Annotated in this window: 15 protein-coding genes and 4 pseudogenes; 14 read left to right on the forward strand and 5 right to left on the reverse strand. The window is 49.3% G+C overall.

The window, feature by feature from the left end:
* The 3 genes from ACJHWT_RS23380 to ACJHWT_RS23390 all read left to right on the forward strand — a co-directional run.
* A partial coding sequence (locus tag ACJHWT_RS23380; protein WP_227462093.1) for a beta strand repeat-containing protein occupies positions 1–3,160 on the forward strand: 3,160 nt, incomplete at its 5' end.
* 120 nt (positions 3,161–3,280) lie between these two features.
* Positions 3,281–3,763: a helix-turn-helix transcriptional regulator gene (locus ACJHWT_RS23385; protein WP_001024300.1), complete on the forward strand. Its 483-nt coding sequence runs from the start codon at positions 3,281–3,283 to the stop codon at positions 3,761–3,763.
* A gap of 21 nt (positions 3,764–3,784) precedes the next feature.
* The gene (locus tag ACJHWT_RS23390) at positions 3,785–4,294 is read left to right on the forward strand and encodes a helix-turn-helix domain-containing protein (protein ID WP_000862929.1); all 510 of its coding nucleotides are present in this window, start codon (positions 3,785–3,787) and stop codon (positions 4,292–4,294) included.
* Positions 4,295–4,310: 16 nt separating this feature from the next.
* Here ACJHWT_RS23390 and ACJHWT_RS23395 read toward each other — a convergent pair.
* A pseudogene (locus tag ACJHWT_RS23395) lies at positions 4,311–5,119 on the reverse strand (IS630 family transposase); the annotation flags it as partial.
* Positions 5,120–5,508: 389 nt separating this feature from the next.
* Here ACJHWT_RS23395 and ACJHWT_RS23400 point away from each other — a divergent pair.
* Both ACJHWT_RS23400 and ACJHWT_RS23405 read left to right on the forward strand, forming a co-directional pair.
* Positions 5,509–5,709, forward strand: coding sequence for a PFL_4695 family integrating conjugative element protein (locus tag ACJHWT_RS23400; RefSeq protein WP_001304892.1), 201 nt, complete (start codon positions 5,509–5,511; stop codon positions 5,707–5,709).
* A gap of 25 nt (positions 5,710–5,734) precedes the next feature.
* Positions 5,735–5,929 (forward strand): annotated as a pseudogene (locus ACJHWT_RS23405) (ISAs1 family transposase); the annotation flags it as partial.
* A 51-nt stretch (positions 5,930–5,980) separates the two neighbouring features.
* Here the strand turns inward: ACJHWT_RS23405 and yafV are convergent.
* Positions 5,981–6,751: a 2-oxoglutaramate amidase gene (gene yafV, locus ACJHWT_RS23410; protein WP_001304891.1), complete on the reverse strand. Its 771-nt coding sequence runs from the start codon at positions 6,749–6,751 to the stop codon at positions 5,981–5,983.
* Positions 6,752–6,931: 180 nt separating this feature from the next.
* Here yafV and ivy point away from each other — a divergent pair, with 180 nt between their 5' ends.
* Entirely contained in the window at positions 6,932–7,378 is a 447-nt protein-coding gene (gene ivy / locus ACJHWT_RS23415; RefSeq protein ID WP_001308392.1) for an Ivy family C-type lysozyme inhibitor, read from the forward strand.
* Positions 7,379–7,420: 42 nt separating this feature from the next.
* Here the strand turns inward: ivy and fadE are convergent, their stop codons facing one another.
* Positions 7,421–9,865: an acyl-CoA dehydrogenase FadE gene (fadE, locus tag ACJHWT_RS23420; protein WP_000973128.1), complete on the reverse strand. Its 2,445-nt coding sequence runs from the start codon at positions 9,863–9,865 to the stop codon at positions 7,421–7,423.
* Between the two features lie 239 nt (positions 9,866–10,104).
* Here fadE and lpcA point away from each other — a divergent pair, with 239 nt between their 5' ends.
* Positions 10,105–10,683: a D-sedoheptulose 7-phosphate isomerase gene (gene lpcA / locus ACJHWT_RS23425; protein ID WP_000284050.1), complete on the forward strand. Its 579-nt coding sequence runs from the start codon at positions 10,105–10,107 to the stop codon at positions 10,681–10,683.
* Between the two features lie 204 nt (positions 10,684–10,887).
* Entirely contained in the window at positions 10,888–11,655 is a 768-nt protein-coding gene (locus ACJHWT_RS23430; RefSeq protein ID WP_001304889.1) for a class II glutamine amidotransferase, read from the forward strand.
* On the opposite strand, the gene dpaA is transcribed toward ACJHWT_RS23430, so the two are convergent.
* Positions 11,626–12,366 (reverse strand): peptidoglycan meso-diaminopimelic acid protein amidase, encoded by a 741-nt coding sequence (dpaA, locus tag ACJHWT_RS23435; protein WP_001225680.1) that lies wholly within the window; start codon positions 12,364–12,366, stop codon positions 11,626–11,628. The two genes, ACJHWT_RS23430 and dpaA, sit on opposite strands and share 30 nt — an antisense overlap.
* A gap of 311 nt (positions 12,367–12,677) precedes the next feature.
* Between dpaA and ACJHWT_RS23440 the strand changes: the two genes are divergently transcribed.
* A complete protein-coding gene (locus tag ACJHWT_RS23440) occupies positions 12,678–13,427 on the forward strand; it encodes a C40 family peptidase (RefSeq protein WP_000093934.1) in 750 nt (249 codons plus the stop codon).
* Between the two features lie 274 nt (positions 13,428–13,701).
* Here the strand turns inward: ACJHWT_RS23440 and ACJHWT_RS23445 are convergent.
* Positions 13,702–15,420 (reverse strand): annotated as a pseudogene (locus ACJHWT_RS23445) (flagellar biosynthesis protein FlhA); the annotation flags it as partial.
* On the opposite strand from ACJHWT_RS23445, the gene lafU reads away from it, so the two are divergent.
* The 5 genes and pseudogenes from lafU to prfH form a co-directional block, all read left to right on the forward strand.
* Complete coding sequence (gene lafU / locus ACJHWT_RS23450; RefSeq protein WP_000207550.1) at positions 15,386–16,171, forward strand: putative lateral flagellar export/assembly protein LafU; 786 nt, start codon at positions 15,386–15,388, stop codon at positions 16,169–16,171. The pseudogene ACJHWT_RS23445 and the gene lafU sit on opposite strands and share 35 nt — an antisense overlap.
* Before the next feature lie 70 nt (positions 16,172–16,241).
* Positions 16,242–17,297: a DNA polymerase IV gene (gene dinB, locus ACJHWT_RS23455; RefSeq protein ID WP_001226161.1), complete on the forward strand. Its 1,056-nt coding sequence runs from the start codon at positions 16,242–16,244 to the stop codon at positions 17,295–17,297.
* Entirely contained in the window at positions 17,294–17,746 is a 453-nt protein-coding gene (locus ACJHWT_RS23460) for a GNAT family N-acetyltransferase (protein WP_001059897.1), read from the forward strand. The genes dinB and ACJHWT_RS23460 overlap by 4 nt, the downstream gene beginning before the upstream one ends.
* 189 nt (positions 17,747–17,935) lie before the next feature.
* Positions 17,936–19,075, forward strand: coding sequence for an RNA ligase RtcB family protein (locus ACJHWT_RS23465; RefSeq protein WP_000521562.1), 1,140 nt, complete (start codon positions 17,936–17,938; stop codon positions 19,073–19,075).
* Positions 19,072–19,323 (forward strand): annotated as a pseudogene (gene prfH / locus ACJHWT_RS23470) (peptide chain release factor H); the annotation flags it as partial. The gene ACJHWT_RS23465 and the pseudogene prfH, both read left to right, overlap by 4 nt.
* Positions 19,324–19,412: the final 89 nt, after the last annotated feature.

Here is a 19,412-nt window from a genome sequence, read left to right on the forward strand (position 1 = left end):
GGACAGCACTGGCGATAAAGCGACCATTCCGGCAGATAACGTGAAGGATAACAGTGAAGTTACCGGGGTTGCCAAAGATCCGAGCGGTAATGAAAGTGACCCGTCAACCGTGACGTCAAAAACTGATGGTGTGGCAGATGCCCCGGTTCTGAGCATTCCTGAAGTGACTGACGGTTATGCCAATGCTGATGAGCTGAAAGACGGTTTGCAGGCAGAGGTCACGTTGCCGGCAGGCACGGCAGAAGGTGCAGTTATTACACTTACCGTGACCCGTCCGGACAAAACCACGGAGAACGTGACACATACCGTGACTAAAGATGAAGTGGCTGCCGGTAAAGTATCCATGGATATTCCGAAGGATGCGGTGATTGACGGGCAGAACAGCGTCAGTGTCACTCTGACTCAGGGCAGTAACCCGGCGAAACCCGGGAATGTGGTTGATTTTGCTGCCGATACCCAGATCCCGGGGGATACCGATGGTGATGGTGCAACAGATGCAACACCGGTAGTTGCCATTCCGGAAGCGGCAGATGGTGTGAATGCCGAAGAGCTGAAGGATGGTGTACAGACCGAAGTCACGGTACCGAAAGGCAGCGCTGCCGGTGATACCCTGACGCTGACGGTCACCAAACCGGACGGCACGACGGACACGGTGGAGCACACGCTGACCGCAGATGAAGTGGCTGCAGGTAAAGCTGATGTGACCATTCCGGCGGATAAAGTGACGGCAGATGGTCAGTATTCTGTAACCGCGGAAATCACAGACCCGGCAGGTAACACCAGTGGCCAGGGCCAGCCGGCTGACTTCGCAGTGGATACAGTGGCGCCGTCGGCACCGGTATTAAAAGCAGAGGATGATGGTTCTGTTTCTGTTGAGCTGCCGGGTGATGCCAATAAAGGCGATACCGTGGATGTCACCTTTGAAGATGAAAAAGGTGGTAAGCACACCGTGACGCTGGAGAAAGGGGATAACGGCTGGACATCCAGTGATCCGACGCTGATCCCGGACAGCACTGGCGATAAAGCGACCATTCCGGCAGATAACGTGAAGGATAACAGTGAAGTTACCGGGGTTGCCAAAGATCCGAGCGGTAATGAAAGTGACCCGTCAACCGTAACCTCAAAAACTGATGTGTTACCAACAGTGAGTATTAGCGTTGAGACAACATCAACAGATGTCAATGGTGATGGTTTTACTGGTATAGCTAGTGTCAATGGGACCGTAATGGATGTTCCCGCAACTATTGAAGATAAGGATGATTCCACTGGACTGGTTTATACGGTTTCTCTGAATCATGTCACTACAACAGATGTAACAGTTACAGTTACATTGGGTAGCGGAGCTGGGCATTCTGATGCTGCTGACTATTCTGATATTGGTGGAGCACAGCATAACGGGAAAATTGGCCTTCATGGTGATACTGGAAAAGTAACCTATGATGGTGCAACAACCGTAACAATTGTTATTCCTGCCGGTTCAAAAAGTGTTTCATTTATAGTTGATCCAACGCTTGAGGCTAACCAAGATGCCTTTAATGCCGAGGGTATGGAAAAAGTTGTTGCGACCATTACGGGAACATCTGATAACGTTACGGCAGCTACTGACATCGTTGATAATGCGGGAGCATCCGCAACAGGTGTTATTTATGATGGTAATGCCATTTCATTACGTAATCTGGACGGTGATTTTACACTGAAATATTCACTATCATCTTCTATCGCCGAAAAAGGGGACTTTGGGTATACCATTGGCGCGAATAGTGGTGAAAATGATCCAATGGTAACAACAGATTACAATGATACGGTTTATGTTGGTTATTACCAGAGTGGTAAAGAAACAACATCGTATAGTAATGTTGCTAACTCACAGGATAATGGGCCAGACGGAACAAAAACCGATGGCAATCAAAGCATTACGACTGTTGATTTAGGTGCTGGTGATGATCTAATGGTCATTCGTGGTAACATGCTGGCTAATACAAGAGTATATACTGGTGAGGGTAACGATACTTTTACTATGGATGGTATGAATACTGCATTACGTGTTATGTATGCGGGTAGTTATATCTTTACTGAGTCTGGCGATGATATTGTTACGATCAAACGTACTGGTGTAACAAATGCCGGACAGATTTATCTTGGTTCAGGTAGTGATACATTTATCCAGGGGGATGCTACTGACAATAACGATACAACATTATCTGGTTTATTGGATCTTGGTAGTGGTACAAAAGATATATCTAATATGCCTAAGGAATATCTTTCTGTTTATCAGGATGGCAGTAATTTAAGCTTGGGTAACGACAACAATATTGACACTGCCACAGATGTTAATACCGTCACTATTTATGGCTCTGTGTCTGGTGAAATTTTAGGCGGATACGGCAGTGATAATATTACGGTAACTAAAAATCTGACCGGTAATATTTCTGTCGGTGACAATGCGGATACCTTAACGGCCGGATGGATTTATGGTGGCAGTACTGTCTCTATGGGGGACGGCAATGATACTGTTACCATCACAGATGGTGCATATAACACGACTATTTCACTGGGGGCGGGAGATGATGTATTTGATGCAACTTCTGGTGTAATGGGGGATTCTGCTTATGCCACTGTCGTTAATGGTGAAGACGGCAATGATACCTTTAAATTAGGCACAATTGCCAAAAACCTGACCATTGATGCCGGTGCCGGTGATGATATTGTTGTTCTGACAAAAGACTATGACTCCACCTCCTCCGGTAATCAGGGCTATATTAACGGCGGGGAAGGCAGTGATACCCTGGTTCTGACAGGTACCATTTCTGTCAATCTAGCGGCCGGTAAAAATGAAGGTATTGCCGGCTTCGAGAAAGTGGATATGACTGTTGGTAGCGATCTGAAAGCTGACAATGCAGCTCAGTTAGTCAAGTTAACGGCATCGGATGTATTGGGTATAAATGACAATTCAACGATTTATATTTCCGGTGATGCCAATGACAAAGTTGATTTGGGGGCTGACGGAGCGGGAAGTCTGGGTACATTTACGGCAACGGCAACAACTGTTAAAGCAACTGCGTTAGATGGTATTGAGCATACTTATACGTTATACAGCAGTGTAAGTGGCGCAAATGTGTATATTGATAACAATATTATTGATGCGAATGGTGTAATTTAATAGTTGTCTTATTCATGTGGGAGGGAAACTTCCCACATTTTTGAGTGTTATAGAAACAACTTAATAATTTGCAAATGAGTCAATATGACATTTATATACTTCTTGTAGAAGGCATAATGTATGAATATAATGATTGTTACGCACAATAAATATCTTGAGTTAGGTTTGAAAAAATTATTGAGCAGGCATTCTATTACTATTGGTGCTGATTTTTTTATACCAGATAATCGTGAGCATATAATAAACAATAATATTTTTGTCATTCTCTGTGATAAAAAAAACAGTATGTTAATGAATTATATTTTTAACGGTTATAGATTTTACTTATTACCAGTAGAATCAATAAGTAGCCTGTCATCGATTTATGAATGTATGTTTAGTGGCAGGTTGTTGTTTGGGAACTCTCCACATAAATTAACCATGAATGAGATGATTATACTATTCTATTATGTTTTCCATGGGTGGAATGTAGCAAGTATTGCTTATCAGTTTGGTATGAGTTCAAAGACTGTGTATACTCATATATATAAAGCAAAGAAAAAAAATGGAATATCAGGAAAAAATCTCAAATATAAATGTGCTTATGAAAGGCTTGTCTGTTAATTGAAGTGTTGGTCGCTTTATATGAAAGTTATATGTGATAATCGTTATTTCCTTATTGGGATCAACAAAACAATTGAAGATGTCATCCAGAAAAATAAAATTAATGGCGTAAAAAATATTATTATAATATCATCCCCTAAAACGTCAGATGTTTTTTGTTTTTTACAGTTCAATAACATTGATTTTAGGTGTTCGGATACCATTTTTTATGCTCCCCCTGAAACCTTTGATTTTCTCAGGGATATTATCCACGCCCCTATTTGCAATATAAAGGATTTAACTAAAAACAATCCACTTAATAACACACATTATATTTATAGAGTAAAGAACTCTCATTATAAGCTTTCTTTATCTGGAAGGCAGAAGGAGGTCCTGCTGATGTTTTTATATGGTTTAAGTGGAAAAGATATTGCTAATAACCTCGGCGTTTCAATAAAAACTGTTTCGAGTTATAAAAAGTCTTTAATGAATAGACTGTATGTCAGTAATGATATACAGTTATTTTACAAAGGTCTATTATTATGTAGATAAGTGCTAATTGAACGCGTTTGATATTAACGACTTCAGCCCAGTCTGTTACCAGTTGAGCATGGTGATAACGTGCACCATCCAGAATGATGTTGACTGTTTGATTATAATCAGGATAAACCTTTCTTATCTCATTGAAAAACCGGGATATGCTTAACGCATTAATGGTTGGGTACTCACTGATGAGTGGGCGTTCCGGAGACTTCAGATTTAGCGCACCCATGATATTCAGCCGTGTACGGCTACCTGTTGTTTCTATTGCTTTCCGGTGCCCTTTTCGTATCCAGCCATAACTGATTTTGGTGGCCTGAGTGGGGTGGACAGCATCTATAAAAAGAACAGGTTCATCGCCTGCTTTTTCTTTCAGGTCTTCATAAATTCAATGAATTGCGCCTGCCTCTCTTCGCTGAATTTATGAGGCGTTCCAGCCGGTTTTTTGTAAGAGAAGCCGTTACGATGCAACCATTTGTTCATACCGGCAACGCTGAACAAAATTCCCCATGTGTGGAGAACAAAGGCGATAATTTCATGAGTATGGTGAAACAAATTATCAGATAAATGTTTGATTAAGAGTGATGTTTGTTCAGCACTGAGTTTACTGTCTGAACCACCGTTTTCGGGCTTTAACTTCCCTTTATTCATAAACTCATGGATATGATGATCAACGGTGGTCTGATGCAGGCGCAGAGCCTGAGCAATCATGACTGAACTCCAGCCTTCAGAAGCCAGAAGAATGGCTTTAATACGATCGCAGACCCGCTTGTTACGACTGGTATCGTGAAGGCGTTCCAGCTCTGCTTTTTGTAGATCGGAGATGAAGATTTTCATGTTGCGTAGCATGATCCTCTGTCATGACAAAATCAAGCATCTTCAATGATCACGGGTATAGCATCATTATTCTATAACATGAATAAACGGATTGAATGTATTATGTTAAAAATGAGTTTATACGTAATAATATTGTTATTTTCCTTTCAGATTAGTGCAGCCATTACTAGCAAGGAAAGTGAGGCTGTTTCACCATTATTAATGGATGTTAATTCTTCACTAACAATGGAAATATTTCTGAATATTCCACATCATCGGAACCATCGCAACAGGGCGTATTTCCTGTAATATGTACTCGACTTCATCCTAGATCCGTAATGAAACGCCAGTTATTAACCTGCTAGGGGCCTGTTTTTATAATTGGTGATGATCCTTTTTCTCTGCGCTGGATGAGTGAACATCTGGAGATCCTTAAATCGCTAAATACCCTTGGTTTGGTTGTTAATGTTGAATCAGTAGAACGAATGGAGGTATTACAGAAGCGGGCTGATGGGTTATTGTTATTGCCAGTTATCTGCGATAATTTCGTGCAAATGCTGCAATTAAATGCTTATCCGGTATTGATCACAGAGATGGAAATATCACAATGATTAATAACATAATTACTGCTAATAATATCGTAATTTTGAAAGTGGTAATCCTGTTCACGGCACTATAATTAGAGTTATGTCTTGTATCCGTTCAGTATAATTTCACGAATGCTTTATTAACCGGATGCGTGAATGTCATTCTTCAGATGACAAAGACGTCATCGCGATTGATGGAAAAGCACTTCCACACTCCTATGATAAAAGCCGTCGCAGGAGAGCGGGCTTTCGTAGTCTTACCCCGACTCTCCCCGGCCCTAAACGCAACACCCACTCACAGCAACCTAAACTCATCCGCATCCCGCCATGCCGGAAACTTTTCTCTATATTCCCTTAATACAGCCATCGACAACTCCGCATCAATGCGCGTTGCCTGATGCGCGTCGGCAGTAGCGATAATCTCGCCCTGTGGATTAATCACCCGGCTGTCACCGCGATAATGGCAGCCGTTGCCATCGCTGCCGACGCGATTGCATCCCGCTACATACGTCTGATTCTCAATCGCGCGGGCCGTCAGCAATGCCTGCCAGTGCAGAGAGCGCGGAGCAGGCCAGTTGGCGACGTACAGGGCGAGGTCATAATCGTTGAGATTGCGCGACCACACTGGAAAACGTAAGTCGTAGCACACCAGCGGCAAAATACGCCAGCCGCGCCATTCCACAATCACTCGCGCATTGCCCGCTTTATAATGTAGATGCTCATCTGCCATGCGGAACAGATGACGCTTATCATAAAAATGTACCGTGCCGCCCGGCTCAACCAGCAAAAAGCGGTTAACCGAACCAGACTCCGTTTGTAATGCAACACTGCCTGCAATCAGCGCATTGTACTGCTGCGCTTTGGCTGTCATCCAGTTCACTACGTCATCTTGTGCTAGCGACGAAGCTGCCGCTTCCATGGCAAAGCCGCTGGTAAACATTTCCGGTAGAACGATCACATCGCGCCCGGTAATACCTTCCAGTTGACGATCAAAATGGCGCAGATTGGCAGGGCCATCCATCCACACCAGTGGTTGCTGCAAAAGCGTAATCTTCAAACCAGGCACGGTGTACAACTCCTTTATGCGAAGGGTTTTATAACTTTAACACCTTATCAGGCAGTTGCCTTAGCGCAGAATAAATTGATAACAAATTCTGATATTGGAAATATCTGATTTGCAAATTATCGTGTTATCGCCAAGCTTTAGGAGGTTAATAACATGGGCAGGATAAGCCCGGGAGGAATGATGTTTAAGGCAATAACGACAGTCGCCGCTCTGGTCATCGCCACCAGTGCAATGGCGCAGGATGATTTAACCATTAGCAGCCTTGCAAAGGGCGAAACCACCAAAGCTGCTTTTAATCAGATGGTGCAAGGGCATAAGCTGCCTGCCTGGGTGATGAAAGGCGGTACGTATACTCCCGCACAAACCGTAACGTTGGGAGATGAGACGTATCAGGTGATGAGCGCGTGCAAACCGCATGACTGTGGCTCGCAACGTATCGCTGTGATGTGGTCCGAGAAATCTAATCAGATGACGGGGCTGTTCTCGACCATTGATGAGAAAACGTCGCAAGAGAAACTCACCTGGTTGAATGTGAACGATGCGCTTTCTATTGATGGTAAAACGGTGCTGTTCGCGGCGTTGACCGGCAGCCTGGAAAACCATCCGGATGGCTTTAATTTTAAATAATTAGCGGATAAAGAAACGGAGCCTTTCGGCTCCGTTATTCAATTACGCGGCTTCAACTTTCCGCACTTTCTCCGGCAGCTTTACCGGCTTCGTCGCCAGCTCTTCTGGATCAAAGTCATCAACGTTAATACTACGCAGACGGCTTTCTTCAGCTTTCACCAGAATAGCGGCTTCATCTTTATCAATCAGCCCCTTCGCCAGTGCGTTGTGCGCCAGTTCATCCAGACGGGTAAACGGCAGGTTTTTACCCAACTCTTTACAGATCCGCTGATGAATCGGGTCGGCGGCAATCACATCCACCAGCGCCTCTTCCAGTAAACCAACCGGGTTATGCTTGCTCAGTGTCAGGTACTGACCGCGACCAATACGTGAACGGGTGGCATTCGGCACTTGTAAAATCTTCGCCACTTTATGATCCAGCTTGTCAGACGGTGCCAGGTAATGACGTCCGGTCGGGAAGATCACCACATTCAGCAGCCCGGCAACCACGCGGTTCGGGAAGTTTTGCAGTAAATCGTCCATCGCCTGTTCTGCCTGATACAGCGCATCCTGTACACCCCAGTGCACCAGCGGCAGGTCGGCTTCATTACGGCCTTCGTCGTCATAACGCTTCAGAACGGCAGAGGCGAGGTAAAGCTGACTTAAAATATCCCCCAGACGTGCCGAGATACGCTCACGACGTTTCAGGCTGCCGCCCAGCACCACCATCGAGACATCAGAAAGCAGGGCGAGGTTGGCGCTCAGGCGGTTCAGGTGCTGATAGTAGCGTTTAGTGGCATCGCCGGTTGGTGTGCTGCTGGTTAAACCGCGCGTCAGGCCCAGCCAGAAGCTGCGAACTTTGTTGCTACCGACGTGACCGATATGTTTAAACAGGAGTTGATCGAACGCGTTAACGTCATTGTTCTTCGCCGCTTCCATCTCTTCCAGCACGTACGGATGGCAACGAATCGCTCCTTGTCCGAAGATCATCATGCTGCGGGTCAGAATGTTGGCCCCTTCAACGGTGATGGCAATCGGTGCGCCCTGGTAAGCACGGGCCAGGAAGTTGCTTTGCCCGAGCATAATGCCTTTACCACCAGTGATATCCATCGCATCAATAATCGACTGCTGCCCGCGGTGGGTACAGTGATACTTAACGATAGCCGACAGCACGGCAGGTTTTTCACCGAGCATAATGCCGTAGGTAATCAGCGATGCCGCAGCATCCATTACATAAGCGTTTCCGGCAATACGCGCCAGCGGCTCTTCAATCCCTTCCATCTTACCGATAGAGATTTTGAACTGCCGACGAATGTGCGCATACGCGCCCGTTGCCAGCGCTACCGATTTCACGCCGCCGGTTGAGTTGGAAGGCAGGGTGATGCCGCGGCCTACCGAGAGGCACTCCACCAGCATCCGCCAGCCTTGCCCGGCCATTTTCGGCCCGCCGATGATGTAATCGATCGGCACGAACACATCTTTACCGCGCGTCGGTCCGTTCTGGAACGGTACGTTCAGCGGGAAGTGGCGACGACCAATTTCCACACCCGGCGTGGTGGTCGGGATCAGCGCACAGGTAATACCTAAATCTTCTGCACCACCGAGTAATTTCTCCGGGTCGGAGAGTTTAAACGCCAGACCAAGCACGGTCGCAATCGGTGCCAGCGTAATGTAGCGTTTGTTCCAGGTCAGACGCATCCCCAGCACCTGCTGGCCCTGCCATTCGCCCATGCAGACAATCCCGGTATCCGGAATCGCGCCCGCATCGGAACCCGCTTCGGGGCTGGTCAGTGCAAAGCAAGGGATCTCCTGACCACGCGCCAGACGCGGCAGATAGTGATTTTTCTGCTCGTCAGTGCCGTAATGTTGCAGCAGCTCGCCCGGGCCTAATGAGTTCGGCACGCCGACGGTAATCGCCAGGATCCCGCTCACGCCGGAGAGTTTTTGCAGCACGCGAGACTGGGCATAAGCCGAGAACTCCAGCCCGCCGTACTCTTTTTTGATGATCATCGCGAAGAAACTATGCTCTTTAAGGTACGCCCACAACTCCGGCGGCAGGTCCGCCAGCTCATGAGTAATCTGGAAATCATTCGCCATCCGGCAGGCTTCTTCTACCGGACCGTCGAGAAACGCTTGCTCTTCAGTGGTCAGGCGCGGCTGCGGATAGTTATGCAGCTTTTTCCAGTCCGGCTTGCCCTGGAACAAGTCGCCCTCCCACCAGGTGGTGCCCGCGTCGATCGCTTCTTTCTCGGTGCGCGACATCGGCGGCATCACTTTGCGGAATCCACGAAACACTGGCGCAGAAATCATCGATTTACGCATAGGGGCAAAGTTAAACGGTATGAGGATAATGGCCAGAGGCACTAGTACCCACGCCGACCACAGACCAGCAACGCCGAGGACGGCTGTCCAGGCGAGCAAAATCAGACTGCTGATAAATAAGCTCACGCGGTGATAGAACAATGCGCCGAGCAGGACAACCGTAGCGAGAATACTCAAAATCATCATAACGAAAAGCCCCTTACTTGTAGGAGGTCTGACCACTTGTGATGATATGGTTGTAGTGGATGTAAAAACATTTAGCAATGTGTTTACAATATAATTACAACAAAGCTCACATTGTTGCTGTTTTTATCCGCACTTCAGGTCAAAAAGTCCTGGTCATAGCACCTGCCCGTACTTCTCGCTTTTGGCGGTATCCGGTACACTGCATTTTGTCTATTACATTTATGCTGAAGGATATCCTCATGTACCAGGATCTTATTCGTAATGAACTGAACGAAGCGGCGGAAACGCTGGCTAACTTTTTAAAAGATGACGCCAATATTCACGCCATTCAGCGCGCGGCGGTCCTGTTAGCAGACAGCTTTAAAGCCGGTGGTAAAGTGCTTTCCTGTGGCAACGGCGGCTCCCATTGCGACGCCATGCACTTTGCCGAAGAGTTGACCGGTCGCTACCGTGAAAACCGTCCGGGCTACCCGGCGATTGCCATTTCTGACGTTAGTCATATTTCCTGCGTCGGTAACGATTTTGGTTTCAATGATATTTTCTCGCGTTACGTTGAAGCGGTAGGTCGCGAAGGCGATGTACTGCTGGGGATCTCCACCTCCGGTAACTCTGCAAACGTGATCAAAGCGATCGCAGCGGCGCGTGAGAAGGGGATGAAAGTGATCACCCTGACGGGTAAAGACGGCGGCAAAATGGCTGGCACGGCGGATATTGAAATTCGCGTTCCGCACTTTGGTTATGCCGACCGCATTCAGGAGATCCACATTAAAGTGATCCATATCCTGATCCAGTTAATTGAAAAAGAGATGGTTAAGTAAGTCTGGCGTAGGCCAGATAAGGCGTTTACGCCGCATCCGGCATTTGTGCTCTGATGCCTGATGCGACGCTGACGCGTCTTATCATGCCTACAATCTGCACCCGAACCGTAGGCCGAATAATGCGTTCACGCCACATCCGACCTGAAAATTCTTAAATCAATCTTCGCCGGGGGCCATGCGCTCCCGCTGTTGTGGAGGTTACCCATGTGCGAATTGCTCGGGATGAGCGCCAACGTCCCTACCGATATCTGCTTTAGTTTCACCGGACTTGTACAGCGTGGTGGTGGAACCGGGCCACATAAAGATGGCTGGGGCATTACCTTTTACGAAGGTAAAGGCTGTCGCACATTTAAAGATCCGCAACCCAGCTTTAATTCCCCCATCGCCAAACTTGTCCAGGACTACCCGATAAAATCCTGTTCGGTGGTGGCTCATATTCGCCAGGCTAATCGGGGCGAGGTGGCGCTGGAAAATACTCACCCGTTTACCCGCGAGTTATGGGGGCGTAACTGGACTTATGCCCATAATGGACAACTGACGGGCTACAAATCACTGGAAACCGGCAACTTCCGCCCGGTCGGTGAAACCGATAGCGAAAAAGCCTTTTGCTGGCTCCTGCATAAATTAACGCAGCGTTACCCGCGCACACCGGGCAACATGGCGGCAGTGTTTAAATATATCGCCTCACTGGCGGATGAACTGCGGCAGAAGGGCGTTTTCAACATGCTGCTTTCTGACGGGCGCTATGTAATGGCGTATTGCTCGACTAATTTACACTGGATCACCCGCCGCGCGCCGTTTGGCGTGGCAACGTTGCTGGATCAGGATGTGGAAATCGACTTCAGCTCGCAGACCACACCGAATGATGTGGTCACGGTGATTGCGACACAGCCGCTGACGGGCAATGAAACCTGGCAAAAGATTATGCCAGGTGAATGGCGCTTATTTTTCCTCGGGGAGCGTGTAGTTTGATGCCAGTTGTGGCTGCACAACTTCGTGGCTTAACGGCTTGCTGACCACGTAACGGCCATTGACCACAGAAACGGTCGGTGGCTTACGGGTTTGCTCAAAGTAGTCGTAGCCCGGCTTCAGTTGCTCCCAGAAGTCCTTAAAGTTGGAATATTTATGGCGCTTCATATTGGCGTCGGTCATACGGAACGGGTAAATACTCACTTGCACGCTCGGCTGACCAAACACCAGCGCACCAGTAACGAACTGGAAGATCTCATCAATACCCTGATTGGTCATCGCGTAGCAGCCGATGGAAACACAATCGCCGTGAATCATCAGGTATTTCCCTTCATAACCATGCGCACGGTCATAGGCGTTTGGGAATCCAATATTAATCGCTTTGTAGTAACGGCTGTCTGGTTTTAACTGATTACGCTGGACGCTATAAAACCCTTCCGGGCTTTTGAAATCGCCCTGACGCTGTTTTGGCCCTAATCCGCCGGAATATTTACAGATTTTATAGCTGTCGAGCAGTTGATATTGCTCGCCCATTTTGACGTAGAGATCGAGCGTACGTTCTTCCTTGAAGATCTGGATGTAGACAGGGGATCCCATCAACTGCTGCTTATACTCTTTGCTCACTGGCGTGGTCGAGCTACTGCTGCCCAGCAAACCGGCAAACGAAACGCACGGGATCAACAACATCGCAAGAATTAATGCGATTTTACGCATACTGCTTATTCCTTGATAAAACGGTTACACACGCCAGGACGGCAAAATGAATCCCAAATCGGAATAGTCTGGATTTGGAAGGCTCACATTATCACCAAAAGAGTTTTACGCAAGCCTGTCGGCGCAGGGTTTACAAATTTAGCACAGGGGCAGTTTTCAAGAGTCCGAAAAGCGCATGGATTGTAGATTTATTTCTTATTTCCTAAGATTATGAAACCGCAATAGTAATATGCAAATAAGCAATTAATAATCCCGTTTACTCCTCCGGTCTTTTAAAATTCTCACCTTCATTCAGCTGGTTTATGTCCTTCATGTCTTCGTTCTTGCACGGCAGATTTCTGCATCCAGGCGTGTTTTCGTTATGCGTTTTGCTCCCTTTACTCGCCAGCGCCACCACATCACATATCTCTTTTAGCTACGCCGCCCGCCAGCGGATGCAAAACCGTGCGCGTTTATTAAAACAGTACCAAACCCATCTGAAAAAGCAGGCCAGCTATATTGTGGAAGGCAATGCCAAAAGCAGAAGGGCGCTGCGCCAGCATAATCGGGAGCAGATAAAACAGCATCCAGAATGGTTTCCTGCGCCGCTCAAGGCGAGTGACAGACGCTGGCAGGCGTTGGTGGAGAATAATCATTTCTTAAGCAGCGACCATCTACATAACATCACCGAAGTGGCGATTCACCGCCTGGAGCAGCAGCTAGGTAAGCCTTATATCTGGGGGGGCACGCGGCCTGATAAAGGCTTCGACTGTAGCGGGTTGGTTTTTTATGCCTACAACAAGATCCTTGAGGCTAAGCTCCCGCGCACGGCCAATGAGATGTACCACTACCGTCGGGCAACGATTGTGGCGAATAACGACCTGCGCCGGGGAGATTTGCTGTTTTTCCATATCCACAGTCGTGAGATAGCCGACCATATGGGCGTATATCTTGGAGACGGTCAGTTTATCGAGTCACCGCGCACCGGGGAAACCATTCGGGTAAGTCGGTTAGCCGAACCTTTCTGGCAGGACCATTTTTTAGGCGCGCGACGGATTTTGACGGAAGAGACGATTTTGTAGGCCGGATAAGGCGTTCACGCCGCATCTGGCGGTTGTGCGCCGGTGTCTGATGCGACACTACGCGTCTTATCATGCCGACAAAACCGCACTCACCAGTAGGCCGGATAAGGCGTTCACGCCGCATCCGGCGGTTGTGCGCCGATGCCAGATGCGACGCCACGCGTCTTATCATGCCGACAAAACCGTGCTCACCCGTAGGCCGGATAAGGCGTTCACGCCGCATCCGGCGGTTGTGTACCGGTGCCAGATGCGACGCAGACGCGTCTTATCATGCCTATATCAGCGCCCCCATTATCTTCAACTCCAGCTCATCCGGCACTTCGTTATACGACAGCACATGCAGCCCCGGCGCAAACAACCTTGCGTAGCGCGCCAGCAAGGGGCGCAGCTGCGGCGGCACCAGCAGCACCGGATCTTTCCCCGCCGCTTTCATCTGCTCCTTCACCTGAGGCATCGTGCTCTGGAACTGGTTGAGCATATTCGGATCCACTGGCACGCTATCAAGCATCACTTTGCCGGCCTGTTGCGCCTGATTCACCACGTTGGTCAGCAGATTTTCCAGCTCATTATTCAGCGTATACACCGTCAGCTCCTGCTTGCGAACGAACGGATGGGTAATGCTGCGCCGCAGCGCCAGGCGCACATCGGCCGCCAGCAGAATATGATCTTTAGTCACCGCACTACTGGCGACCAACACGGTGGCGATGGTGACGATATCGCGCAGGGAAACGCCTTCAGTCAGTAGCGCCCGGTACACTTTCAGCAACTGGCTGTAATTGAGCGCCGCGCTCAAATCTTCCGCCAGTCGCGGTGCCATCGACGACAAACGGTTATGCAGCTGAGTAATATCGTCATAGTTAAACAAATCAGGAATATAGCTGCGCACAATCTTATTCACATGGGTGGCAATTACGCTGGCGCTGTCGATCACCTGATACCCCATATTCAGCGCCTTCGCTTTCTGCGCGGCCTGAATCCAGGTGACCGGCATCCCGTACGCCGGGTCGTTCCCCAGCACGCCGTCTATCTCGCCGTAGGTTTCGCTGGAGGGCAGGGCCATCAGTTTATCTGCCGGAATATCCGCTTCATCAGCCTTAATGCCGTTGATGAAAATGGCGTACTGGCTGGGCTTGAGGCGGAAGTTTTCCCGAATACGGATCTCCGGCAGCAGCACGCCGTTGCCGTCGGAAATCACCTGACGTACGCCGCGAATACGCTGGGTGAGCGGGTTGCCCTGCGCTTTATCCACCAGCGCCACCAGTTTGTAGCCGAGGCTTAAACTGATAGGTTCGATCAGCGGAATAGTTTCCCAACTGACCTGTTGCTCGCTGGTTTCTGTCATCGTACGGGTTAGCGTTTCGAGGCTTTTCTCTTCCGCCTCCGCCGCTTGCGGGCGCTTGCTCATCCGCCAGCCGGTAAAACCAAGCAGGGCGCTGAACATCAGGAACGGGAAATGCGGCATTCCCGGCACCACCGCCAGCACGAACATAATTCCAGTGGCGGTGTAGAGAACCGACGGGCTTGCCAGCAACTGATTACGCACGTCATGGGCGATATCACCGTTATCGCTGACGCGGGTGACGATAATCGCCGCCGCGGTGGAGAGCAGCAGGGAAGGGATTTGCGCCACCAGCCCATCGCCGATAGTCATCAGCACATATTGCTGGAAGGCGGCGTCGGCGCTCAGGTTGTATTTGAAGATGCCGATACAGACGCCGCCGATCAGGTTGATTGCCAGAATCATCATCCCGGCGATGGCGTCCCCGCGCACAAATTTTGATGCCCCGTCCATTGCGCCGTAGAAATCGGCCTCGCTGGCGACATCTTTACGCCGGGTTTGCGCCTGCGTCTGGTTGATCAACCCGGCGTTAAGATCGGCGTCAATCGCCATCTGTTTGCCGGGCATCGCGTCCAGGGTAAAGCGGGCAGAAACCTCGGAAATACGCTCGGCCCCCTTGGTGACGACGATAAAGTTGATTGTCAACAGCGTCAGTAAATCCGAGCGTGAAAGCATTATCGCCGCGCTGCACGGGCAGTCGATTTTCAATGGTGGCGGGCTGTCGCCGTTAAATAAAATCAGCCCGTCTCATCCGCCAAAACCTGCCACCGTGGCGGTGCCGGAAGAGACGGAGAAAAAAGCGCGCGACGTCAACGAGAAAACGGCGCTGCTGAAGAAGAAATCCGCCACCGAGCTTGGCGAGCTGGCAACCAGTATCAATACCATCGCCCGTGATGCGCATATGGAAGCGAATCTGGAGATGGAGATTGTTCCCCAGGGATTACGCGTGCTGATTAAAGACGACCAGAACCGCAATATGTTTGAACGCGGCAGCGCGAAGATTATGCCGTTCTTTAAAACGCTGCTGGTGGAGCTTGCGCCGGTGTTCGACTCTCTCGATAACAAAATTATTATTACCGGGCATACCGATGCGATGGCCTACAAAAACAATATCTACAACAACTGGAACCTTTCGGGCGATCGCGCGCTTTCGGCTCGTCGGGTGCTGGAAGAGGCCGGAATGCCGGAAGATAAAGTGATGCAGGTAAGCGCAATGGCGGACCAGATGTTGCTGGATGCCAAAAATCCGCAAAGCGCGGGCAACCGGCGCATTGAGATTATGGTGCTGACCAAAAGTGCGTCCGATACGCTGTATCAATACTTTGGTCAGCATGGGGATAAAGTGGTGCAGCCGCTGGTGCAAAAGCTGGATAAGCAGCAGGTGCTTTCGCAGCGAGCGCGTTAAATGCTGAATCTTTACGCATTTCTCAACCCCTGAAATTACTGTATACTTTACCAGTGTTGAGAGGTGAGCAATGCGTAAAATCATTCATGTGGATATGGACTGCTTTTTCGCAGCGGTGGAGATGCGCGATAATCCCGCCCTGCGCGATATCCCTATTGCTATTGGCGGCAGCCGCGAACGACGGGGGGTGATCAGCACCGCCAATTATCCCGCGCGTAAATTTGGCGTACGTAGCGCTATGCCGACAGGGATGGCGCTCAAATTATGCCCGCATCTCACCTTGCTTCCAGGGCGCTTTGACGCCTACAAAGAAGCCTCAAATCATATCCGCGAAATTTTCTCGCGCTATACCTCGCGCATTGAACCGTTATCACTGGATGAAGCCTATCTCGATGTCACCGATAGCGTCCATTGCCACGGTTCTGCGACCCTCATCGCCCAGGAAATCCGCCAGACGATCTTCAACGAGCTGCAACTGACGGCGTCTGCGGGCGTTGCGCCGGTCAAGTTTCTCGCCAAAATTGCTTCCGACATGAATAAACCCAACGGTCAGTTTGTGATTACGCCGGCAGAAGTTCCGGCATTTCTGCAAACCTTACCGCTGGCAAAAATTCCCGGCGTCGGCAAAGTCTCGGCGGCAAAACTGGAAGCGATGGGGCTGCGGACCTGCGGTGATGTGCAAAAGTGTGATCTGGTGATTCTGCTTAAACGCTTTGGCAAATTTGGCCGCATTTTGTGGGAGCGTAGTCAGGGGATTGACGAGCGCGACGTTAACAGTGAACGGTTGCGAAAATCCGTCGGCGTGGAACGCACGATGGCGGAAGATATTCATCACTGGTCTGAATGTGAAGCGATTATTGAGCGGCTGTATCCTGAACTTGAACGCCGTCTGGCAAAGGTAAAACCTGATTTACTGATTGCTCGCCAGGGGGTGAAATTAAAGTTCGACGATTTTCAGCAAACTACTCAGGAGCACGTCTGGCCGCGGCTGAATAAAGCTGATCTAATCGCCACCGCGCGTAAAACCTGGGATGAACGTCGCGGCGGGCGCGGTGTGCGACTGGTGGGGCTGCATGTGACGTTGCTTGACCCTCAAATGGAAAGACAACTGGTGCTGGGATTATGAATAACATACAAATAAGAAACTATCAGCCTGGTGATTTTCAGCAACTATGCGCTATTTTCCTTCGAGCTGTTACGATGACGGCGAGTCAGCACTATTCTCCACAGCAAATTGCCGCCTGGGCGCAGATTGACGAATCTCGCTGGAAGGAGAAACTCGCGAAATCACAAGTGCGGGTTGCAGTTATTAATGCACAACCGGTTGGTTTTATTACCCGCATTGGACATTATATCGATATGTTATTTGTTGAACCGGAATACACCCGACGCGGAGTTGCCAGCGCTTTGTTAAAACCATTGATTAAGTCTGAATCCGAACTTACGGTGGACGCCAGCATAACCGCAAAACCCTTTTTTGAACGTTATGGTTTTCAGACAGTTAAGCAGCAGCGCGTTGAATGCCGGGGAACGTGGTTTACTAATTTTTATATGCGATATAAACCGCAACATTAAATCCAGCTTGCAATGAAAATAACGCCCGTCTAGTATGTGCGCGTTTTCTTATTCCACAAACTGCAAGGAGGTAAATCATGACAAATCCTTTATCAATGACTCTTTGCAGACCTTTCCAGGATTAATTCTTTTTTCTTGCCCTGGATTCGTCTGCCATTTCCTGATTTTTATTCATAAATGGAATGGTACATGGGCAAATATATTCGTCCCTTATCCGATGCGGTATTTACCATCGCATCTGATGACCTGTGGATCGAGAGTTTAGCGATCCAACAATTACACACCACGGCAAATTTACCCAACATGCAGCGCGTTGTGGGGATGCCAGATTTACATCCCGGACGCGGCTACCCGATTGGCGCAGCGTTCTTCTCTGTTGGTCGTTTTTACCCGGCACTGGTCGGCAATGATATCGGCTGCGGCATGGCGCTATGGCAAACAGATATTCTCGCTCGCAAATACAACGCCGATAAGTTTGAAAAGCGATTATCAGATCTGGATGACGTTGCTGAAGAAAGCTGGCTGGAGGAAAACCTGCCGTCAGCATTTGCACAGCATCCGTGGCGCAACTCGCTTGGCTCCATCGGTGGCGGTAACCACTTCGTAGAACTGCAACAGATTGATCAAATTATCGACGCGGAACTGTTTGCACTGGCTGGTCTGGATGCGCAGCATCTGCAACTGCTGGTTCATAGCGGCTCGAGGGGATTGGGGCAGTCTATTTTACAGCGGCATATTGCCTCGTTTTCGCATCATGGTTTGCCTGAAGGCAGTGACGACGCGCTACGGTATATTGCGGAACATGACGATGCGCTGGCGTTTGCGCGTATTAATCGCCAGCTGATCGCTTTGCGCATAATGCAACAAGTTAAGGCCACCGGAAGTCCGGTTCTGGATGTGGCGCATAACTTTGTTAGCGCGTGCCAAATCGGCGATCAACAGGGCTGGTTGCATCGTAAAGGCGCCACGCCGGATGACAACGGTCTGGTGATTATTCCCGGTTCACGCGGCGATTACTCCTGGCTGGTTAAACCTGTTGCGAACGAAAAAACGCTCCACTCGCTGGCGCATGGGGCGGGGCGTAAATGGGGGCGCACCGAGTGTAAAGGGCGTCTGGCAGCGAAATACACGGCGACGCAACTCTCGCGGACTGAACTTGGCAGTCGGGTAATTTGTCGCGATAAACAACTCATCTTTGAAGAAGCGCCACAAGCCTATAAATCGGCTGAAAGCGTGGTGCAATGTCTGGTGCTGGCTGGGTTAATTATTCCTGTCGCGCGACTGCGCCCGGTGCTGACGCTCAAAAACAGTGGAGGGAAAAAAGGATGATCTTGCTACAACTCTCCTCTGCTCAGGGGCCGGAAGAATGTTGTCTCGCAGTGAGAAAAGCACTGGACAGGCTGATTAAAGAAGCTACCCGACAGGACGTCGCGGTAACGGTGCTGGAAACAGAAACGGGTCGCTACTCTGACACACTGCGTTCGGCGCTGATTTCTCTGGATGGCGATAACGCATGGGCTCTAAGCGAAAGCTGGTGCGGCACTATTCAGTGGATTTTGAACCGCCCCGGAAATCCTGGAGACTAAACTCCCTGAGAAAGAGGTAAACAGGATGACTAAAAATACTCGTTTTTCCCCCGAAGTCCGTCAGCGGGCGATTCGTATGG

Source organism: Escherichia sp. WS338 (assembly GCF_046486405.1).
GTDB lineage: Bacteria > Pseudomonadota > Gammaproteobacteria > Enterobacterales > Enterobacteriaceae > Escherichia > Escherichia coli.